Source organism: Streptomyces sp. NPDC006332 (assembly GCF_040612855.1).
Classification (GTDB): Bacteria; Actinomycetota; Actinomycetes; order Streptomycetales; family Streptomycetaceae; genus Streptomyces.
Window position 1 is genome coordinate 111,418 of sequence record NZ_JBEXRA010000003.1, and the last position, 18,425, is coordinate 129,842.

Annotated in this window: 15 protein-coding genes and 4 pseudogenes; 11 read left to right on the forward strand and 8 right to left on the reverse strand. The window is 68.8% G+C overall.

Annotated features, from left to right (window positions below):
• Positions 1–713: 713 nt before the first annotated feature.
• Positions 714–1,022, reverse strand: a pseudogene (locus ABZ027_RS04130) (IS630 family transposase); the annotation flags it as partial.
• Between the two features lie 76 nt (positions 1,023–1,098).
• Here ABZ027_RS04130 and ABZ027_RS04135 point away from each other — a divergent pair.
• Positions 1,099–1,416: an ankyrin repeat domain-containing protein gene (locus tag ABZ027_RS04135; RefSeq protein WP_356764147.1), complete on the forward strand. Its 318-nt coding sequence runs from the start codon at positions 1,099–1,101 to the stop codon at positions 1,414–1,416.
• Here the strand turns inward: ABZ027_RS04135 and ABZ027_RS04140 are convergent.
• Positions 1,406–2,203: pseudogene (locus ABZ027_RS04140) on the reverse strand (IS5 family transposase). The gene ABZ027_RS04135 and the pseudogene ABZ027_RS04140 sit on opposite strands and share 11 nt — an antisense overlap.
• Before the next feature lie 35 nt (positions 2,204–2,238).
• On the opposite strand from ABZ027_RS04140, the gene ABZ027_RS04145 reads away from it, so the two are divergent.
• Entirely contained in the window at positions 2,239–2,973 is a 735-nt protein-coding gene (locus ABZ027_RS04145; RefSeq protein ID WP_356764149.1) for an IS5 family transposase, read from the forward strand.
• Positions 2,974–3,274: 301 nt separating this feature from the next.
• Here ABZ027_RS04145 and ABZ027_RS04150 read toward each other — a convergent pair whose 3' ends face one another.
• Positions 3,275–4,267: an aldo/keto reductase gene (locus ABZ027_RS04150; RefSeq protein ID WP_356764151.1), complete on the reverse strand. Its 993-nt coding sequence runs from the start codon at positions 4,265–4,267 to the stop codon at positions 3,275–3,277.
• Between the two features lie 123 nt (positions 4,268–4,390).
• Between ABZ027_RS04150 and ABZ027_RS04155 the strand changes: the two genes are divergently transcribed.
• Entirely contained in the window at positions 4,391–5,017 is a 627-nt protein-coding gene (locus ABZ027_RS04155) for a TetR family transcriptional regulator (protein WP_356764153.1), read from the forward strand.
• A gap of 434 nt (positions 5,018–5,451) precedes the next feature.
• On the opposite strand, the gene ABZ027_RS04160 is transcribed toward ABZ027_RS04155, so the two are convergent.
• Both ABZ027_RS04160 and ABZ027_RS04165 read right to left on the reverse strand, forming a co-directional pair.
• Positions 5,452–5,580 carry a hypothetical protein gene (locus ABZ027_RS04160; protein ID WP_356764155.1) on the reverse strand — a complete coding sequence of 43 codons (129 nt, stop codon included), beginning with the start codon at positions 5,578–5,580 and terminating at the stop codon, positions 5,452–5,454.
• Between the two features lie 833 nt (positions 5,581–6,413).
• Positions 6,414–7,061: a hypothetical protein gene (locus tag ABZ027_RS04165; RefSeq protein ID WP_356764157.1), complete on the reverse strand. Its 648-nt coding sequence runs from the start codon at positions 7,059–7,061 to the stop codon at positions 6,414–6,416.
• Between the two features lie 84 nt (positions 7,062–7,145).
• Here ABZ027_RS04165 and ABZ027_RS04170 point away from each other — a divergent pair, with 84 nt between their 5' ends.
• Complete coding sequence (locus tag ABZ027_RS04170) at positions 7,146–8,099, forward strand: hypothetical protein (protein WP_356764159.1); 954 nt, start codon at positions 7,146–7,148, stop codon at positions 8,097–8,099.
• Positions 8,100–8,196: 97 nt separating this feature from the next.
• On the opposite strand, the pseudogene ABZ027_RS04175 reads toward ABZ027_RS04170, so the two are convergent.
• Positions 8,197–8,435: pseudogene (locus ABZ027_RS04175) on the reverse strand (LLM class F420-dependent oxidoreductase); the annotation flags it as partial.
• A gap of 36 nt (positions 8,436–8,471) precedes the next feature.
• Here ABZ027_RS04175 and ligA point away from each other — a divergent pair.
• From ligA to ABZ027_RS04190, 3 genes are all read left to right on the forward strand, one after another.
• Entirely contained in the window at positions 8,472–10,559 is a 2,088-nt protein-coding gene (gene ligA / locus ABZ027_RS04180; protein ID WP_356764161.1) for an NAD-dependent DNA ligase LigA, read from the forward strand.
• 29 nt (positions 10,560–10,588) lie between these two features.
• Complete coding sequence (locus ABZ027_RS04185; protein WP_356764163.1) at positions 10,589–11,110, forward strand: hypothetical protein; 522 nt, start codon at positions 10,589–10,591, stop codon at positions 11,108–11,110.
• Positions 11,111–11,232: 122 nt separating this feature from the next.
• Positions 11,233–11,559 (forward strand): ABC transporter ATP-binding protein, encoded by a 327-nt coding sequence (locus ABZ027_RS04190; protein WP_356764165.1) that lies wholly within the window; start codon positions 11,233–11,235, stop codon positions 11,557–11,559.
• Positions 11,560–11,654: 95 nt separating this feature from the next.
• Here the strand turns inward: ABZ027_RS04190 and ABZ027_RS04195 are convergent, their stop codons facing one another.
• Positions 11,655–12,866, reverse strand: a complete 1,212-nt coding sequence (locus tag ABZ027_RS04195) for an ROK family transcriptional regulator (protein WP_356764167.1) — start codon at positions 12,864–12,866, stop codon at positions 11,655–11,657.
• 182 nt (positions 12,867–13,048) lie between these two features.
• Between ABZ027_RS04195 and ABZ027_RS04200 the strand changes: the two genes are divergently transcribed.
• A complete protein-coding gene (locus tag ABZ027_RS04200) occupies positions 13,049–14,683 on the forward strand; it encodes a hypothetical protein (protein WP_356764169.1) in 1,635 nt (544 codons plus the stop codon).
• A gap of 161 nt (positions 14,684–14,844) precedes the next feature.
• A pseudogene (locus ABZ027_RS04205) lies at positions 14,845–15,036 on the forward strand (IS3 family transposase); the annotation flags it as partial.
• A gap of 209 nt (positions 15,037–15,245) precedes the next feature.
• Here ABZ027_RS04205 and ABZ027_RS04210 read toward each other — a convergent pair.
• Positions 15,246–16,280, reverse strand: coding sequence for a LacI family DNA-binding transcriptional regulator (locus ABZ027_RS04210; protein ID WP_356764171.1), 1,035 nt, complete (start codon positions 16,278–16,280; stop codon positions 15,246–15,248).
• Between the two features lie 181 nt (positions 16,281–16,461).
• On the opposite strand from ABZ027_RS04210, the gene ABZ027_RS04215 reads away from it, so the two are divergent.
• Positions 16,462–17,244, forward strand: a complete 783-nt coding sequence (locus tag ABZ027_RS04215; protein ID WP_356764173.1) for a TIM barrel protein — start codon at positions 16,462–16,464, stop codon at positions 17,242–17,244.
• Between the two features lie 120 nt (positions 17,245–17,364).
• Entirely contained in the window at positions 17,365–18,384 is a 1,020-nt protein-coding gene (locus ABZ027_RS04220; RefSeq protein WP_356764174.1) for a sugar ABC transporter substrate-binding protein, read from the forward strand.
• Positions 18,385–18,425: the final 41 nt, after the last annotated feature.

An 18,425-nucleotide genomic window follows, 5' to 3' on the forward strand; every position in this document is an offset into this window, starting at 1 on the left:
GGCCGACGAGGAGCTGTGGCAGCAGTACGACACCCTCGCCATCCGCAGCTACGGCCATCCCGTCGGCGACATCGCACGCCCGCGCCCGCTTCCGCGTCGCCCTCCGCGGCGGCCTGGTCATCGCCGGCGGCCTCGGACTCCTGGCCCCGCAGTTCTTCGGCGGGGCACCCGTGCCCTCCGCCCTGCTCAGCGCCGGGTGCGTCGCCCGAGGAACGCGGCGCCCACCTCTCGGTCGACATGCTCGCCGAACGGCTCCGCCACCTCCGCGACCAGGGCGCAGTGGTCTCCACGCTGTGGACGAAGTCGGGCGGGTACGTCCGCCGACTCGGCTGGGAGGCGCCCGTCCCGGTATTCGCCTGGTCCATCGCCACCGACGACCTCAAGCGGACCTACGCCCGGTCGACGCTGCCCGCCGAGCACGGCCGGACGCTGGCAGCCGACAAGCTGATGCGCGAGGTCGCACCGGGAGTACAGGAGCACTTCCAGCACCTCACCTCACAGATCGTGCGACGCGCTCAGGAACACCTGCGCACGGTCGACGGGATCCTGCTGCCCCAGGGGCTGCTGGCCACCGTCCCGGCCATCGACCTGTACGAGGACCGCTGGGTCTGCGTCGTCGCCGCGCACTCCACGGGGCCGCAGTCGATGACCCCCGCGGAGCTCGCGGCTCGTCCCTGGGTGATGCCGTACAACTCGCCCCTGACGGCCCTCCCTACCCGGTCGGGGAAGTGCTCCAGGACGTGCTCGATCCGGTCGAGCTTGGCGTCGCGGTCGGGGTCGGTGGACTCCTTCCACGTCTTGGTGCGCTGGAAGGTGATGCCGCGGCGGGCGAGCAGGCAGCACAGGGCCTCACGGCCAATGCGGATCACCCGACCGTGGACTCTACGCAGGTAGGCAGCGAGTTTGCGGATCGACCAGCGAGTGAAGGGCTGGCCGAGCCTGGTCGGGCGGGTGGTGGCCGTCGCGGCGACGAAGCCCTCGTCATCAGCGTTGAGTTGGCGGGGACGGCCTCTGGCCCACTTAGACGTCATCTCAATTGCGGACTGATCGCGTAGATAGTCGCTGGCAGAGGTGCTGCGGTGGCGGTTGAATGTCTTGGTGAGTGACTACTGGACACCCGCCCACCATGCCGTCGAGCGCGAGGATGCGGAGGCCCTGGCCCGGTTGCTGGCCGGCGGTTCCGATCCCAATGAGGTCTTCAGCAACATGACACTGCTGACGCACGCGATCGACATCGAGGGCGATGGCTCGCTGCAGAGCGGCCAACCGTTGACCGTGCATACCACTGCTGTGCTCCTGGCCTTCGGGGCTGACCCGGAGCTCGCCGATCCAGACGGTCACACGCCTATGGACATGGCCGTTCACTACGGCCACGACCCGGCGGTGAATCTGCTGCGGGCCCACATCAGCGGGTGAGCCGCCGGTAACAGATGAGAGTGCAGGCGATGCTCGTGAAGGCCAGGAAGTGCTCGGCCTTGCGCTCGTAGCGACGGTGGAGGCGGCGACAGCCGGAAAGCCAGGACATCGTGCGTTCGATGGTCCAATGGTGACGTCCCAGTCGCTGCGAGGTCTCAACTCCCTTGCGGGCGACGCGGTGTCGGATGCCTCGGCTGCTTAACCATCGCCGCAGGAGGGCATAGTCGTAGCCCTTGTCGGCATGAAGCTTGCTGGGCTTGCGCCGCCGACGACCCCGGCGGGACCGGACCGGCGGTATGCCCTTCACGAGCGGGATCAGGGCCTGGCTGTCATGAACGTTGGCGCCGGAAAATGCCGACGGACAGGGGCAGACCGGTCCGCTCCGTGATCAGGTGGATCTTCGAGCCGTACTTGCCCCGGTCGACAGGATTCGGACCTGTCAGGTCCCCCTTTTCAGGGCCTGCATGTTCACCGAGTCGATCGCACATCGAGACCAGTCCAGGTCGCCGCGGGAGCCGAGTTCATCGAGGACCAGGCGGTGCAGCTTGGCCCACACCCGCGACTTCGTCCACTCGGTGAATCGGCGGTGAGCCGTTGCCCCGGACGGCCCGAAGGAAGCTGCGGGAAGTTGCTGCCACGTGCAGCCCGACGTGGCCACGAACACGATCGCGGCCAGCACCTCGCGGTCGCCGTGCCGACGTCGGCCGCCTCCCTGAGGTCGAGACGGAGCCTCCGGCACCACCCGCTGGAACAACTCCCACAACTCGTCCGGCACCAGCCGCTCCACGATCCCCAACACAACCGGAGAGCCTACCGAACCAATTGAGATGGCTTCTTAGGGTCCAGACAGGCCAGGCCGATCTCGTTGAACCTGAATCACATCCCGCACGGTGTCCTCATCAGCCTCTGGTCAGTCAGCCTCCGGATTCTTACCGGCCCCGCCACCGCGCCTCCAACTGCCGGATCGGATATGTCTTCACATCCAACCGCCTCAGCACTCCGCGCCCACCAGCACGCCGCCAGCACGGGCCGAAAAGGGGGAAGCCCCGTCAGGACGAACCGGACGATCACGCCCTCGGCCGATCCCGAGGAGGCCTGACCACAAAGATCCACCTCGCCTGTGATGGCCAGGGCCGCCCGCTGGCAATCCTGATCACGCCTGGCCGGCGTCACGACAGTGTCTGTGCCCAACCTCTGCTTGAACGCATTCGCGTGCCACACAACGGCGTTGGCCGACCGCGTTGCCGTCCCGACCACGCGATCGCGGACAAGGCCTACAGCTCGCGCGGATTCCGCGCCTACCTGCGCAAACGAGGCATCGCGCAGACCATCCCGGAGAAGACCGACCGGCGGCGACACCGTCACCATCGCGGTCGTCGCGGAGGCCGACCACCGGCATTCGACCGGCAGATCTACCGCCGCCGCAACGTCGTTGAACACTGTTTCAACCGGCTCAAAGGCTTCCGCGGTATCGCCACCAGATACGACAAGACCGCCACCTCATACGAAGCAGCGGTCAGTCTCGCGTCAGTCCTGCTGTGGGCAAGATCCGTTTGAAGACGGACCCTAGAACGCGTGGCCCCCCGACAGCCTTTCTGTCCGCCCGCCACCCGCTGGACACTCGACTCCGATCGTTGGCTGCCATCGCATCCGAACTCTTCAGCAACGAAGCCCAGTGCACCGAGTTCCTCGGCGACGGCAGTAAACGTCGGCAGGTCGATGTCGGCGAGTACCACTCGAGCTCCCGCCTCGTAAAGGCTTGGGCCCTCCCGCGCCCGGTACCCCCTGCCATCGGCACTGGCCCGCGTGCCGCCTTTGGCCGACGGGACCGGCGTTGCATGCGTGTGTGCCGACGCGGTCAGTCTGTGGTGAAGCTGGACAGCATCGCAGCGGGGTAGCGGCTGCCTGCCGAGCCGTGGGGAAGAATCTCAGCGATGCGGGCCAGATCGGCGGCGGAGAGCTGGACGTCGGTGGCGCCGGCGTTCTCCTCGAGGCGCTTGGTGCTGCGGGTGCCGGGAATGGGCGCGACGTCCTCGCCCTGGGCGAGCAGCCAGGCCAGCGCGAGCTGGGCGGTGGTGATGCCCTTGACGTCGGCCAGATTCTTGAGCTGTTCGATGGCGTGCACGTTGTACGTGTAGTTCTCGCCCTGCCAACGCTCGTCCCAGCTGCGCATGTCGTCCGCGGGGTATTCGCTGGCGGGCTTGATCTGGCCGGCGAGGAAGCCGCGGCCGAGCGGGGAGTAGGGCACCAGGCCGATCCTGAGTTCCCGCAGAACGGGAAGGATCTTCTCCTCCACCTCCCGCTCGAAGAGCGAGTACTCGTACTGGAGCACGGAGACCGGGGTGACGGCGTGGGCGCGGCGAATGTACTGGGGGCCGACGTTGCTCAGGCCGAAGTACTTCACCTTGCCCTCGGTGATCAGTTCGCCGACCACGCCGGCGACCTCCTCGACCGGAACGGCGGGGTCGGAGATGTGCTGGTAGAAGAGGTCGATGTGGTCACTCTGCAGGTAGCGCAGGCTGTTCTCAGCGACCTTGCGGATGTTTTCCGGGCGGCTGTTGTAGCCGGGGCTGTGCAGCGGGGCGGTCATGTCGAAGCCGAACTTGGTGGCGAGGACCACCTCGTCGCGGAAGTCCTTGACCGCCTTGCCCAGGAGGATCTCGTTGCTGCCGGTACCGGCGCCGTACAGCTCGGCGGTGTCGAAGAAGTCGATCCCGAGTTCGTGGGCGCGACGGATGGTCGCGATGCCCTCGTCGTCGTTCGAGGCGCCGTAGCCCATGGACATGCCCATGATCCCCAGGCCGAGCGCCGAGACGCGCAGACCCTGAGAGCCCAGATTGCGGTGCTGCATGAGTTCACTCCCTCAGTGTTTCGCCGGCTTCACCCCAGAGGCCAAACCGAACTGTTCTGTTTGACTCTACGCGCCGACCGCCCGGATGCCAAACCAAACGGTTCGGTGCTCTATCCTGGGGCTATGTCCCAGTCCCGCGATTCCGGCCAGACCGCACCCGCAGGAACCGCCGCGGGCGGTGACACCACGCGCGAGCGCATCCTCACCGCTGCCATGGAGGAGTTCGCCCGCCACGGCATCGCCGGGGCCCGTGTGGACCGCATCGCCAAGCTCGCCAGAACCAGCAAAGAACGCGTCTATGCCTACTTCCGCGGCAAAGACGCGCTCTACGCCGCTGTCGCCGCACGGGAGTACGTCGTCATCGCCGAGGCCACCCAGATGGACCCGTCCGACCTGCCTGGCTACGCGGGCCGCCTGTTCGACTACTTCGTCGCCCGTCCGGACCACCACCGCCTGATCACCTGGGGCCGCCTCGAACTGCCGGGCACCACAGCCGCTGCCGACGATCCCGACCAGGCAGTGATCGCCCGCAAAATCGACCAGCTCCGCCGGGTGCAGCAGGCTGGACAGCTCGACCCCGCCTGGGACCCGGCCGACGTCCTCGCCCTGGTCAACCAGATCGCCACGACCTGGGCGGCACAGCCCGAACACAGCGAGGCAGCCGCCGCACACGCCGTGGACCCCACCACCGCCGCCCGCCGCGCCGCGGTGGTAACCGCTGTCGAACGGCTTTTCCCCCCAGCACGCTAAGGTCCTCCGCACCGGCGGCAGCCTGCCCGAACATTCCAACGGCGCCGTCCGCCCTTGCCCCTCACCTTTGCCTACGAGCCCGCAGAGCGGCCCCCTAGCGTAGACGCTCGGCGATCTGGGCTCAGGTCTGTCTCGCCCGCCGGCAGGGAATCCGGCTTCAGAACTCACGAAACTGAGACAGCGTCACCCCTCATGCAATAAGGCACCTGGAACAGCGACACCCCACGGAAATCTCGCGTCCAGAACAGTGGCCCCTACAAAGGGGGGCGCCCGATCCCCCGAAGCGCTCCCCGCACCGCGCCCGCTTCCCTCCCGCCCTTCTCCTTCCAGGCCGGGCATTGGGTCGCTCTGAGGGGACGTCAGCGCCACGACCACGCTCCGATAGACCCCTGATCAGGGGTGACGGGGGCGCCCGCCATGAGGCTGCGGAACGTCTACCGCAACTCCACCGCAACTCCCTGGCGCAACAGCGCCGTCTGCCGCTGCCCCTGTTCCATCACCCGGACGCTCCAACGGCCGGGCAGCGCGGAGGCGGCGCCGACACTCAGCAGCCTCCAGGGCACCCGATCCTCCCGCCAGGCCGGCCTCTGCCAGCCCCGCCCACCTCATCCTGATCGTGGCGGCTGAGGGACCCTTCAGGGGGATGTCAGCCCCCCGTCCACGCCCAAAAAGGGCGTGGTGACCAGCGGCAACGCGCGGCCGCCCGGAAGGCTCGCGCAAGAGATGTCGCAAGGGAAGGCGCAAGAGATCGTGCAGGAGATGTCGCAAGGGACGTTGACGGGAAGGGCCTGCCCGGCGCTGTGCGCGGTGGGTCAGCCGCGGCGGGACCACCAGCGCCGCCGCTCGCCCTGCTCCTGATCGTGGCCCGCCCGGCGATGCCGTCCCCCTTGCGGCCGGGGCCGCGGCGGGGCCGGGCACGGGGGCGGCCGAGCCGTGGGCTGGGGGATGGCCGCCTGTTCCGGCGCGGGGGTGAGCGCGGCAAGAGCGCGCTGCAGATCCGCGGTGTGCCCCGCACGTTCCGCCAGGCGCTCTCCTTGACGTGCCGCGCCTCCGTCTCGGCCAGAGCTCAGGCGTACTGCTCCTGGCTGAGCTGACGTTCGGTCTCGCGGCGCAGGCGCTCGAGTTCGGGTCATGACGGCACTGCTCAACTATCACCGGACTGGCACGGAAGCGGAGCGAGTAGGCGCCAAGCGGGCATGGTACTGCGCCCACGTCCCGCTGTGTGCAGATCGATCCCGGCCTATGCACCCGACGGGAGTCGCGATCCAGCCCTGGACGAGAGCCGCGACGCCGCGGAGGAGTGGCGTGAGGCTACCGACGAACAGTTGCGCGAACCGGCCACCGCACGGGACCGCAAGGAAGTCTGACGCCGCGCAGGAGGGTTGCGGGACAGGCTTTAGGGGTGTTGAGGTGAGCAGGAGTCGACGGCCTTGACGGCCTCGGCCTTTTGGAGATTGACGGTGATTTCACCACTGTCGGTCCTGAGTGTCAGGCGGCCGTTCGCCAGCCGTAGCGCCTTGCCGCATCGGCTGCCGCCCGGGGTCTGGATCTCGATGCGGGGTTGGGCCTTGCTCGGGCCGTACCACGTCATACCCACCGCCGTGACCAAGAAGGCCACGCAGACCAGACAGAGAACGAGACCCCAGGAGAGCACTTTCGACGCACGCGCGGCCTCGGCGTGATCACTGGCCATGGGCGAGCCCGGGTCGTGGTCCTGCCCCTCGTACCGGAACGGAACGGAAGCCGGACGGCCGTGCGCAGCGCGGAGTATCAGCATGGCGGCTGAAATGCCGGTGAGCAGGGAGCACAGCAGGACCACGCCGACAATCAGGTCGTACGGCGAGGCCAACTGACCGACGTCGGTTCGTCCCTTGAGGAGGCCGAACCCGACGAGGCCGGCCAGCAGCGCCCCGACACCGTTGCGCCAGGCCGTGGCCGCCGCACGAACCTTCGGCAGTTCCTCCCTGACCGCCTGGTGAATCCGCTGGGCGGCCAGCCGATCGGTGGCGGACGCCGGGGGCCCGGGAGTAACTCGTAGATTCACGGCTGGTCGGGTCCCAGACAGACGTTCCAGTAGGCTCCGCAGCCGTTCACGCCTTCAGAGCGCCCGGGATGGAGCACGGCACAGGTGCACATCATCGCTCGGTCTTTGCTGATGCTGTCCGAGAGGACAAAGAGCCCAGGAGACCTGGACCGAGCCCTGCGGTGGGCGGTTCGGGCCGCGGACCGTACTCCCGACGGCCACTTCAAATGGGCGACCCGACAGCTCAGGGTCCTCTCCGTACTGATGACCCGGTTTGACGTACTCCAGGACCCGAAGGACCTTGAGACGGCCATCGACCGGGCCAGGGCGGTCGAGGCGAACTTGGGTCAACAGCATCACAGCCGGTCGATGGTTCTCGGCAGCCTCGGATCCCTGCTCGCCCTGCGATATGAGCGGCGAGGAGATCCGGATGATGTGAGGAAGGCACTGGAACTCCTCACGGCAGGAATCCGAGGGGAGTCCGAGTGGTCTGCAGACTGGGCTCAGTTCCAGACCAATATCGGCATCGCTCTTCTGCGCCGCTTCACGGCGCAGAAGAATCCCGACGACCTGACGGGGGCCCTCGCCGCATGGCGGAAAGCCGCGGAGTCACCGACGGCAAGACCGCTGACACGTATCGACGCTGCACATTACCTCGGAGGCCAAGCTGCGACCCACGGTCGGTGGGACGACGCGCTCCACGGCTATGGCACAGCGGTACGCCTTTTGCCCCTTCTCGCATGGAGAGGAACGAGCCGTTCCACTCAGGAAAAAGCGGTAGCCCAGCAGTTGGGACTCGCGACCAAGGCTGCATCCTGTGCCATAACCACCGGGCGACTCGACCGCGCGGTCGAACTGCTCGAACACGGACGAAGTGTCCTGTGGTCCCAATATCTCGAAACTCAAACAGATTTGGATGAACTTTCCCGCGTCTCTCCCACGTTGGCCGCGAAACTGAACCACATCCGCGACGCCTTGGCCGTCATAGGTGAGTCTGCCGTTGCTCACTCGGAACTCCGTGAACCCAGCCGCCCACCACAGGAATGGACCCGGACCTGAGGCCCCCGAGCGCATCCCGGCGCGGCTCGGCAGGCTTGCTCGGCTTCGACCGTCCGAAGGATCAGCCCAGCAGGTCGGACAACTGGCGCCGGCCCGCTCAGGGTGGTGAATCGCCTTGCAGGTCGTCGAGCACCTGGAGTGCCACTGGTCCGCGCCCGCGGTGTGGGAGGCGGGGTGGGCGCGGGCGAGAGTGCGGGCGCGGTCCTGTTCGGTCTCCAGTGCCACCTTCAGCTCCGGTGCCAGCAGCGGGCCTTCGCCCAGAATTTCGCGGAACTCGGCCGTGTGCTCCGGCGCCACCAGGCACGGGTGTGAGCCAGCTGCCCAGTCTCGATGCATCGGGCAATGTCAGTGGTGGCAGGCAGGATGGCGGGCATGACAACACCTGCCGCAGTGATCACGGATGCCGCCGCCTACGCGCAGGCGGTCGAGGACGCGCTGAAGGCGTCTACCGCCTACTACGAGGGCGGGACATCGGCACTGGACGACGACGCCTACGACCGGCTGGTGCGCGGCATCGCCGCATGGGAGGCCGATCATCCCGAGCAGGTGCTGCCCGACTCGCCGACCGGGAAGGTCGCCGGGGGCGCCGTTGAGGGCGATGTCCCGCACACGGTGGCGATGCTGAGCCTGGACAACGTGTTCTCGCCGGAGGAATTCACCTCCTGGGCCGCCTCCCTGGCCCGGCGTATCGGCCACGAGGTCGAGCGGTTCAGCGTCGAGCCGAAGCTGGACGGGCTCGCGGTCGCCGCCCGCTACACCCGCGGCCGCCTGAGACAGCTGATCACACGCGGGGACGGCACGGCCGGGGAAGACGTCTCGCACGCGATCGGCACCATCGAGGGACTACCGGGCGAACTCGCCGAGCCGGTCACGGTGGAAGTCCGAGGCGAAGTCCTGATGACGACCGTCCAGTTCGAGCACGCCAACGAGATGCGCACCGCGCATGGCGGGCAGCCGTTCGCCAACCCGCGCGGCGCCTCGGCGGGCACGCTGCGAGCCAGGGAGCGCGCCTACACCGTACCGATGACGTTCTTCGGCTACGGCCTGCTGCCACTGGCCGGCACCGAGACGGAGCTCGCCGCGCGGCTGGGCCAACTCGCGCACAGCGACCTGATGGCGCAGGCCGCCGCGTTCGGGGTGAACACCACCGCCACCACCGCGGTGCCCGGCACCACCGCCAGCACTGTGGCGCAGGTGCTGGCCCGGGTGCAGGAGATCGCCGCGCTACGGGCAGAGCTGCCGTTCGGGATCGACGGCATCGTCATCAAGGCCGACCTGGCCGCCGACCAGCAGGCCGCCGGCTCAGGGACGCGGGCCCCGCGCTGGGCGATCGCCTACAAACTGCCCGCCGCCGAGAAGATCACCCGGCTGCTCGAGGTGGAGTGGAACGTCGGCCGCACCGGCATCATCGCCCCGCGCGCCGTCCTGGAACCGGTCGAGATCGACGGCGCCACCATCACTTACGCCACCCTCCACAACCCGGCCGACATCACCCGCCGCGACCTGCGCCTGGGCGACCACGTCATGGTTCACCGGGCCGGCGACGTCATCCCTCGCATCGAAGCCCCCGTCGCCCACCTGCGCACCGGCGACGAACAGCCCATCGCCTTCCCCGGTGTGTGCCCGCGCTGCGGGTCCGGCATCGACACAAGCGAGCAGCGCTGGCGCTGCGAAAACGGACGCAACTGCCACCTGGTCGCCGCCCTGTCCTACGCCGCCGGCCGCGACCAGCTCGACATCGAAGGACTGGGCCACACCCGCGTCGTCCAGCTCGTCGACGCCGGCCTCGTCACCGACCTCGCCGACCTGTTCACCCTCAGCCGCGAACAACTCCTGGGCCTGGAACGGATGGGCGCAACCAGCACCGACAACCTCCTCGCCGCCCTCGCCGCGGCCAAGGGCCAGCCGCTCTCGCGGGTGCTGTGCGCGCTCGGGGTGCGCGGCACCGGACGCTCCATGTCCCGTCGGATCGCCCGGCACTTCGCCACCATGGACAACATCCGCGCCGCGGACGCGGAAGCGATGCAGCGGGTCGAGGGCATCGGCACCGAGAAGGCCCCCTCGATCGTCGCCGAACTCGCCGAACTCGCCCCGCTCATCGACAAACTCGCCGCCGCCGGGGTGAACCTGACCGAGCCCGGAGCCACCCCGCCCGCCTCGTCCGACGGCGACGCCGGCGACCACGACGAGAACACCGAGCGTGCGGGCGGACCGCTGGCCGGGATGACAGTGGTCGTCACCGGCGCGATGACCGGCCCGCTGGAGAAGCTCAGCCGCAACCAGGTGAACGAGCTCATCGAACGAGCCGGCGGCCGCTCCTCGTCCAGCGTCTCCAAGAAGACCACGCTCGTCGTCGCCGGAGACGGCGCGGGATCAAAGCGAGCCAAGGCCGAGGAGCTCGGTGTCCGCCTGGCCACCCCGGACGAATTCGCCACCATGGTCGCCGACCACCTCAACTAGGGCATGTGTCGTGCTCTAGGTTGGCTGGCGTGGCCGGGCGGGGGCGGAGCTATCGATATGTCGGACCGGTCGAGCTGAAGGCTGCGGTCCGGCCTGGTGACGGTGGGCGTCGGATCGGCTCGGCAGGTGACTTCGGTGGCTGGATCGTGGAGCAATCGGCGACGGAGCTGGCCGAACCGTTCACCTTCGTGGTCGGTATGGACGGTGTGCTTCGGCTGGCGCCGCGGCGAAGCGAGCATGTGGCTTGTGCCGGCGGAGACAGGGTTCTGAGTGCCGGCGAGATCAGCTTCATGCGTGAGGCAGACCGGTGGACCGTGAGTGAGGTCAGCAACCAGCCCACCGGATACTGCCCGGACGTCAGCTCCTGGGTGGAGGTCGCCCGCGCTCTGGACGCCGTAGGACTCCGGCGGCCTTCCAGCTTCACCCACGAGGTGGTGTTCCGGCGGTGCCCCGACTGCCAGGAGCACAACATCGTGCGTGAGGACGACTTCGTCTGCGTCTTCTGCGGCGGCGATCTGCCCGTGGCGTGGAACGTGGATCCCACCACGTGACAGCCGCGGGTCACAGCCACTCGTTGATGGAACTGCCGCCGGAGTCAGGTGCAGATGGTGTTCCAGGACCCATTCGCCTCGCTCAACGCCCGGATGTCAGCGGCCGACCTCATCGGCGAGCCGTGGCGCACACCCGCGACATCGTGCCCACGGCAAAGGAACGGGACCGACGGGTCCGTGAGTTGCTGTCCCTCGTCGGACTGCGGGAGCGCGACGCCCATCGCTACCCGAACGAGTTGTCCGGCGGGCGGCGGCAGCGCATCGGCATCGCCCGCGCGCCGGCGCTCGATCCCGACCTCATCGTGTGCGACGAGCCCGTGTCCGCGCTGAACCTGTCGGTGCAGGCCCAAGTGCTCAATGTGCTCTCCGAGCTGCGGTGCGGCTCGGCGTCTCCTACGCCTTCATCTCCCATGACCTGTCCGTGGTCACATACATCTCCGACCGGGTGACGGTGATGTAACTGGGCAAGGTCATCGAACACGGCCTTCGCGACCCGGGTCGCCCGCCGGCCTGAGCCTGTGCCACTTCCCGCTGGGGGCCGGCGCTACGGGAGCATGAGCCCCCGGGCGGCCGCATTCGTGGTTCGTGCCAGGTGCGCGGCTCCGAGGAGCTCGGCGTCGTCGGCGAGCCGGCCGAGGGTGAGGGTCAGCGCGCGGTAGGCGCCGGCGGGCATGTGTCTGCGCAGCCCGTCGTGGAGACCCTCGATGACGGGAGCGGCGGCGGGTCCGAGCGTGCCGTCCACGACGATCATCTCGGGGTTGAGCATCACGCAGGCGGGGGCGAGGTGACTTCCGACGAGGCGGCCGAAGTCGTCAAGGACACGGCGGACGGTCGCCTCGCCCTGTGCGGCGAGCCCGAGGACGTCGTAGACGCTCACGTCGGGGCCGAACAGCGGGCGGGCGGCTTCGAGGAGGTGATCGGTGGTGGCGACCACACCGAGGCATCCGCGGGCACCGCAGCGGCACATGGGGCCGGCGGAGTCGACGTGGAGATGGGACAGTTCGCCGGCCAGGCCGTTCGCTCCGCGCACGAGCTGCCCGTTGACGATGAGCCCCGCGCCCATTCCGGTGACCAGATGCAGGTGGATCACGTGCCGACGCCCTCGTGCCGCGCCGAACGCCAGCTCGCCGAGGGCAGCGAGGTTGCACACGTTGTCGACGCTCGCGGGTACGCCGAAGGCCCTGGTCAGATCCGGTGCCACATCCCTGAACAGCCACGCGGACATGGGCGGGCGGTCCGCAGGCACCGGATCGGATGCCGACGCGAGCATCGACAGTCCGGCTCCCTGCCGGTAGGGCACCGGCAGACCGAGCACCACGCCACTCATGGGCGCCGTACTGCGTGCGTCGTCGCGGGCTCTGGCCAGCAACCGGACGGATTCGGCGACGATGTCGGAGCACTGCATCCAGTCGTACGGCGTCTCGACCCGCCCGAGCACCTGGCCTTCGGCGGACACGAGCCCGGCGCGGGCGACGCGGTGCGTGATGACGACCGCGCCGACGAGGGAGGCGTGCCTGGCCAGCCGTAGCCTGGCGGCGGGGCGGCCTGGCCCGCGCGCCTCCTTTGCCGCGGGGCCGGGTGCCTCCTGAAGCAGTCCGCGCGCCAGAAGCCGGGCCGTTGCCCCGGCGACCGTGGAGAGCGGCAGTTGTGCGAGCCGGGCGAGCTGGGAGCGGGTGAGAGCCTCGTGCCGGCCGAGCAGCTCTACGACACTCCGCTCGGCACCGCGTGGGCCCGCCGGGCCGTGATTCACCGTCACGGTCGCACCGTATGGCTTTACAGCCGATTCCGCGAATATTAATCCGAACCGCAATGGTCGACTCGTTGTATCGGAGCCCCGGGGAGACGTCTACTTTTCCTCCGGGTGATCACGCGCCGCCGAAGACCCGGTGAACAGCGCGAGCCCGCCTGTCCGTTCCCCCGTGCACGTCGAGGAGAGCCATGCCCGAACCCCACGCCCGCTCAACTGGGCCCACGCGGCGCCAGATCCTCCTCACCGGTGCGGCCGCGGCCGGTACGGCCCTGGGCTCGGAACTGCTCGACGCCGGCCCCGCGGCGGCTGCCGACACCTCGTCCACCGCCGCTTCGGCCGCCGTGGACCTCACACGGCCGACGTCGCCGTTCCCTCACGTGTGGGAGCGCGTCGTCAGCGGTGACTGGGCCAAGCAGGCGCTGAGACGCGACTATCAGGACCAGCTGTTCGACTGCCACGACGAACTGGGCTTCGAGTCACTCCGCTTCCACGGTGCCCTCAACACTTCGATGAGCACCTACTCCCCGACCGTGAACGGACGGCCGAGGAATCCGGCGTTCTCGAACGACGACTACTCGTTCTTCAACATCGACCAGATCTACGACGCTCTCGTGGATCGCGGCATGCACCCGTTCGTCGAACTGAGCAGCATGCCTGCCAGTCTTCAGGCGTCCGCCCCGCCGTTCAGCCTCATGCTGTACGACTTCAACCAGATGGAGCCGAAAGACTACGCACTCTGGGGCAAGGTCGTCGGCGACTTCGCGCGGCACATGGTGGACCGGTACGGCCTCCGTGAGGTCCGCAAGTGGCCGTTCGAGGTGTGGAACGAGCCGAACCTGTCCGTTTTCTTCAACGGGGACCAGCAAGCCTATTTCAGGCTCTACCAGTACGCCGCGGAGGCCATCAAGAACGTCGACGCGAGCCTGCGGGTCGGTGGCCCGGCCACCTCGGCCGGACAGCTGAGCTTCGGGCCGCCCCGTTCGCCGGGTGTGCGGTACTACCGGGAGTTCATGCAGTGGGCCACCGCCAAGGATGTCCCGGTCGACTTCGGCAGCGCCCACGGCTACGAGAGCGACACGGGAACGGGGTCCCAGGGCCCGGCGTCGTTCTTCAAGCAGAACCGCGCCGACACACCGTCCGGCCTTCCGCTCTACATCTCCGAGACCAACGTCACCTCCGACATCGGAAACCCCATCCTGGACCGGTCCGACGCGGCGGCGAGCTTCCTGCGCACGATCACCGAGACCGTCGGGGTCGTCGACGCGCTGGCCTACTGGTCGTTCACCGACATCTACGAGGAGATGGGTCAGGCCGACAAGCCGTTCCACGGTGGGTTCGGGCTGCGGAACATCCACGGCGTCAAGAAGCCCGCCTACCGCCTGCTGCAGATCCTGCACACGGTGGGCGAGCACCGCGTGCCACTGACCCTGGCCGGCGCCCCGGACACGGTGGGCGGGCTCGCGGTCACCGGCAGCGTGCGCGGCGGTGTCGACGTCCTGCTGTACAACCACGCCCTCGCCACCGGCGACGGCAGCGCCCCCGTCCCGGCGCGGCCCGCGACCCTCACCGTCACCCTGCGCGGCGTGCGGGCCGGGGCCCGGGCACGAGTCCGGCGGATCGACGAGGACCACACCAACCCCTACCGGGAGTGGGTGGAGCTCGGCTCGCCGGAGTATCCGACCCGCCGGCAGCTGCACGACATCGAGAAGGCGAGCGAGGTCGAGGACCGGCCCCTGGAGCTCAAGTCCGACCGCGGGGCCGGTGTCGCCCGGTTCACCCTCACCCTGCCCCCCGAAGGCGTCGCCGCGGTCCACGTCGGCTGACACTCCTCGTCCGCGCGTCGATCAGGGGTACACCTCTTGGCCGTTGATAAAGACCCGTCGGAAGGCCAGTGCGTCGGTGTAGGCGATGCTGTCGAGGTTGGGAATGCCGGTGAACGTGGAGCGGGAGAGGCGGACGCCGCGCAGATGACGTCGCGGTCGCCGAGTACATCGGCTGGTTCAACCAGCGCCGCCTCCACGGCGAACTCGGCCACATCACCCCAGCCGAACACGAGGCCGCCCACTACCTCGCGGCCGAATCTCCTGCGTCATGGTGGTTCCCGGGCGTGACGGGCAGCGGCGGACCCGGCTCGCCGGGCTCTGGTGCCGGGCAAGTGGTCCTCCCACACCACTGACGGCCTGGAGGCGCTCCGGGTGGCGAGGCGACTGGCCGATGTCCACGGCCCCGAGGTCGCCACCCCGAGCGACTACAGGAGGATCACCCGCGTCGGCGTCGTCCCATCGAACCCAGCCACCGCGCCGACTCCGGCGGGCAGCCGCGGGTGGTCCCATGGGGCGCGGTGGAACTTCGACCAGATCGAGCCGCGACCTGGAGCAGCGCGGTTCAGGGTCGGCAAGGTGCCCTGGTGGTGCTTCGTATGACGAGGTGTGGTGTGACGACGACTTCTCGTTCGTCGTCCGTCGCCCCACCCTCCAGCCGGGCGACGACCCGGCTCACGGCCCGGCGCGCCAGCTGGCGGGCTTCTTGCCCGACCGTGGTGAGTTGGACGTGGGCGAGGCGGGCGAGGTGGCTGTCGTCGAAGCCGACGACCGAGATCTCGTCGGGCACAGGGATACGGGCGCGCAGGAAGGTGTCTAGGACGCCGATTGCGCAATGGTCGTTGAAGGCGAGGACGGCGGTGGGGCGGGTGGCCTCGGCGAGGAGTCGTCGTGCGGCTACTGCGCCGTGGTCCTCGGTCAGCCCGCCCGGCACGAGGCGGATGCGGTCGGTGAGGCCGTGGTGCTTCATGGCCGACTTGTAGCCGCGGCGCCGGTCGGTCGCGCCCGGCGCCCTGCCCCCGTCGATGTGGACGATGTCGCGATGGCCGAGTGCCACGAGGTGGTCGACCGCTTGGCGGGCGCCCTCGTCGTCGGCCGCGCGGACGACGTCGACGCCGTCGGCGAGCGGACGCAGTCGGCGGGCCACGGACACGACCGGCAGTTGCGCCGCGAATTCTGCCAGCCGGGCCGCCGGGGCATGGGGGCTGAGCAGGATCAGTGCCTCGCAGCGGTCGGCGAGCAGCGTCTCCACCGCCTCCTGTTCGCTGCGGTTCGCGGCGACGGCGCTGAGCGCGATCTGGTAGCCGGCCGTCCCCGCCGCGGCGTAGAGCGCCTCAACCATGTCGGCGTGGAAGGGCTGTCGCAGGTCGAACTGCACTCCCACCAGGTGCGAGCGGCTGCTGCGCAGGAGGCGTGCCCTGCTGTCCGGCCGGTAGCCGATCTCCTGCGCGGCCCGTTGTACACGCTCGCGACTTGCCGCGCTGGGCCCCTTGGCGCCGCGCATGACCATGGAAGCAAGCGGCACGGAGACACCTGCCCGCGCCGCGAGGTCGCTGAGCGTCGGCCGCTTTCCGTCCGGGACGGCAGAGCGCGATGGCACCGTCGGCCTTCCTGATCGAGGGTCTTCTCCGAGGTGATCGTAGACCGAGCCGAACAGGGAACGCACTGGTCGACGTTGTTACAACGTTATGAATCAAATGTCCGCACAAACCCTTGACAGGCCGCCCGGCGCCTGGCGTACTGCTCCTGTCTTCTTAGAACGTTATAAGTCTGGAGCTGGAATGTACACGTTGGCGGTCTGTGCCGAGATGGTCTTCCGGGACCTGCCGATCGAGGAACGGGCCCGGCGCATCCACGAGGCCGGCTTCCAGGTGGAGATCTGGGACTGGACCCGGCACGACCTGAACGCGCTGGCCCAGACCCCCGCCGAGTTCTCCTCGATGACCGGCTACATCCGCGGCACCCTGACCGACCCTGACGGCGCAGCCGAACTCCTGCGCACAGCCGAGGAGTCCATCAAGGCCGCCGAGCATCTCGGCCGCCCCCGGCTCAACCTGCACGGCACCGGCCTGGACGGCGAGGGCCTGCCCGTGGTGCCGGTGACCGGCGAGGTCACCGGCGAAATGTGGATCACCGCGCACCGCACGCTCACCCGCCTGGCCGAACTGGGCGAAAGCGCGGGCGTCACCTTCACCCTGGAGAACCTCAACACCGCCGTCGACCACCCCGGCGTCCCGTTCGCCACGGCCGCCGACACCTTCTCCCTGGTCGCGGCAGTTGATCGGCCCGGTCTGCGAATGAATCTGGACCTCTACCACGCCCAGATCGGCGAGGGAAACCTCATCGAGCTGATCCGCCGCGCGCACGGCGCAAGCCTGATCGGAGAGATACAGGTCGCCGACGTGCCCGGCCGCTGCGAACCCGGCACCGGAGAGATCAACTATCCGGCCATCGCCCGCGCCCTTACCGACCTCGGCTACGACGGCACGGTCGCCCTGGAGGCATGGCCCTCCGGCGACAGTCACACCGCCATGGAGCGGTTCCGCGCCGCGTTCACCGTCTGATCCCCATCCCGAGCCGCACAGCCGGCCACCCAACAGCTCCCCGCCCGACCCGCAACTGGATGCGTCGCGTCCCGCCGCTGGATCACCCCTTCCCGCAAGTCAGCACAGTGAGGTGCCGAAATGAACCGCTCGCTCTCCTCCCGCTCCCGCAGATTCAGCGTCCTGGTGGCCATGACCGCCACTACAGCCCTGGCACTCGCCGGCTGCTCCAGCAGCTCGGGCGGCAAGAAGTCGGAGGAAAGCGCCGGTGGCGTCTCCGCAGGCAAGGCCACCACGCCCCGCATGACCATCGCGATGATCACCCACGCCGTCCCCGGCGACACGTTCTGGGACACCATCCGCAAGGGCGCCCAGGCGGCGGCTGCGAAGGACAACATCAAGCTGGTCTACTCCTCCGACCCGAACGGGGGCAACCAGGCCAACCTGGTGCAGAACGCGATCGACCAGAAGGTCGACGGAATCGCCGTCACACTCGCCAAGCCCGACGCCATGAAGGGCACCGTGGCCAAGGCGGTGCAGGCCGGCATACCCGTGGTCGGCTTCAACTCCGGTGTGGACGACTGGAACAAGCAGGGACTGCTCGAGTACTTCGGCCAGGACGAGACCGTCGCAGGCGAGGCGGTCGGGAAGAAGCTGAGTTCCCTCGGTGCCAAGAAGGTCGCCTGTGTCATTCAGGAGCAGGGCCAGGTCGCCCTCGAGGCACGCTGCGCGGGCGTCAAGAAGGGCTTCTCGGGCACGACGGAAAACCTGTTCGTCAACGGCGCCGACATGCCGTCCGTGAAGTCGACCATCACCGCCAAGCTCAAGCAGGACCCTTCCATCGACTACGTCGTCACCCTCGCCGCCCCGGTCGCGCTGACCGCCACGCAGGCGGTGTCCGACGGCGGCAGCAAGGCCAAGGTCGCCACCTTCGACCTCAACAAGGAACTCGTGAAGGCGATCCAGGACGGCAACATCCAGTTCGCCGTCGACCAGCAGCCCTACCTGCAGGGCTACCTGGCGGTCGACTCCCTCTGGCTCTACAAGAACAACGGCAACTACAGCGGCGGCGGCGTGGCGCCCGTGCTGACCGGCCCGGCCTTCGTCGACAAGTCCAACGTCGCAACCGTCGCCACGTTCGCGGCCAAGGGAACACGGTGACGCGTACGACTCGGGTCATGGCCGGACCCATCCGGGTTCGG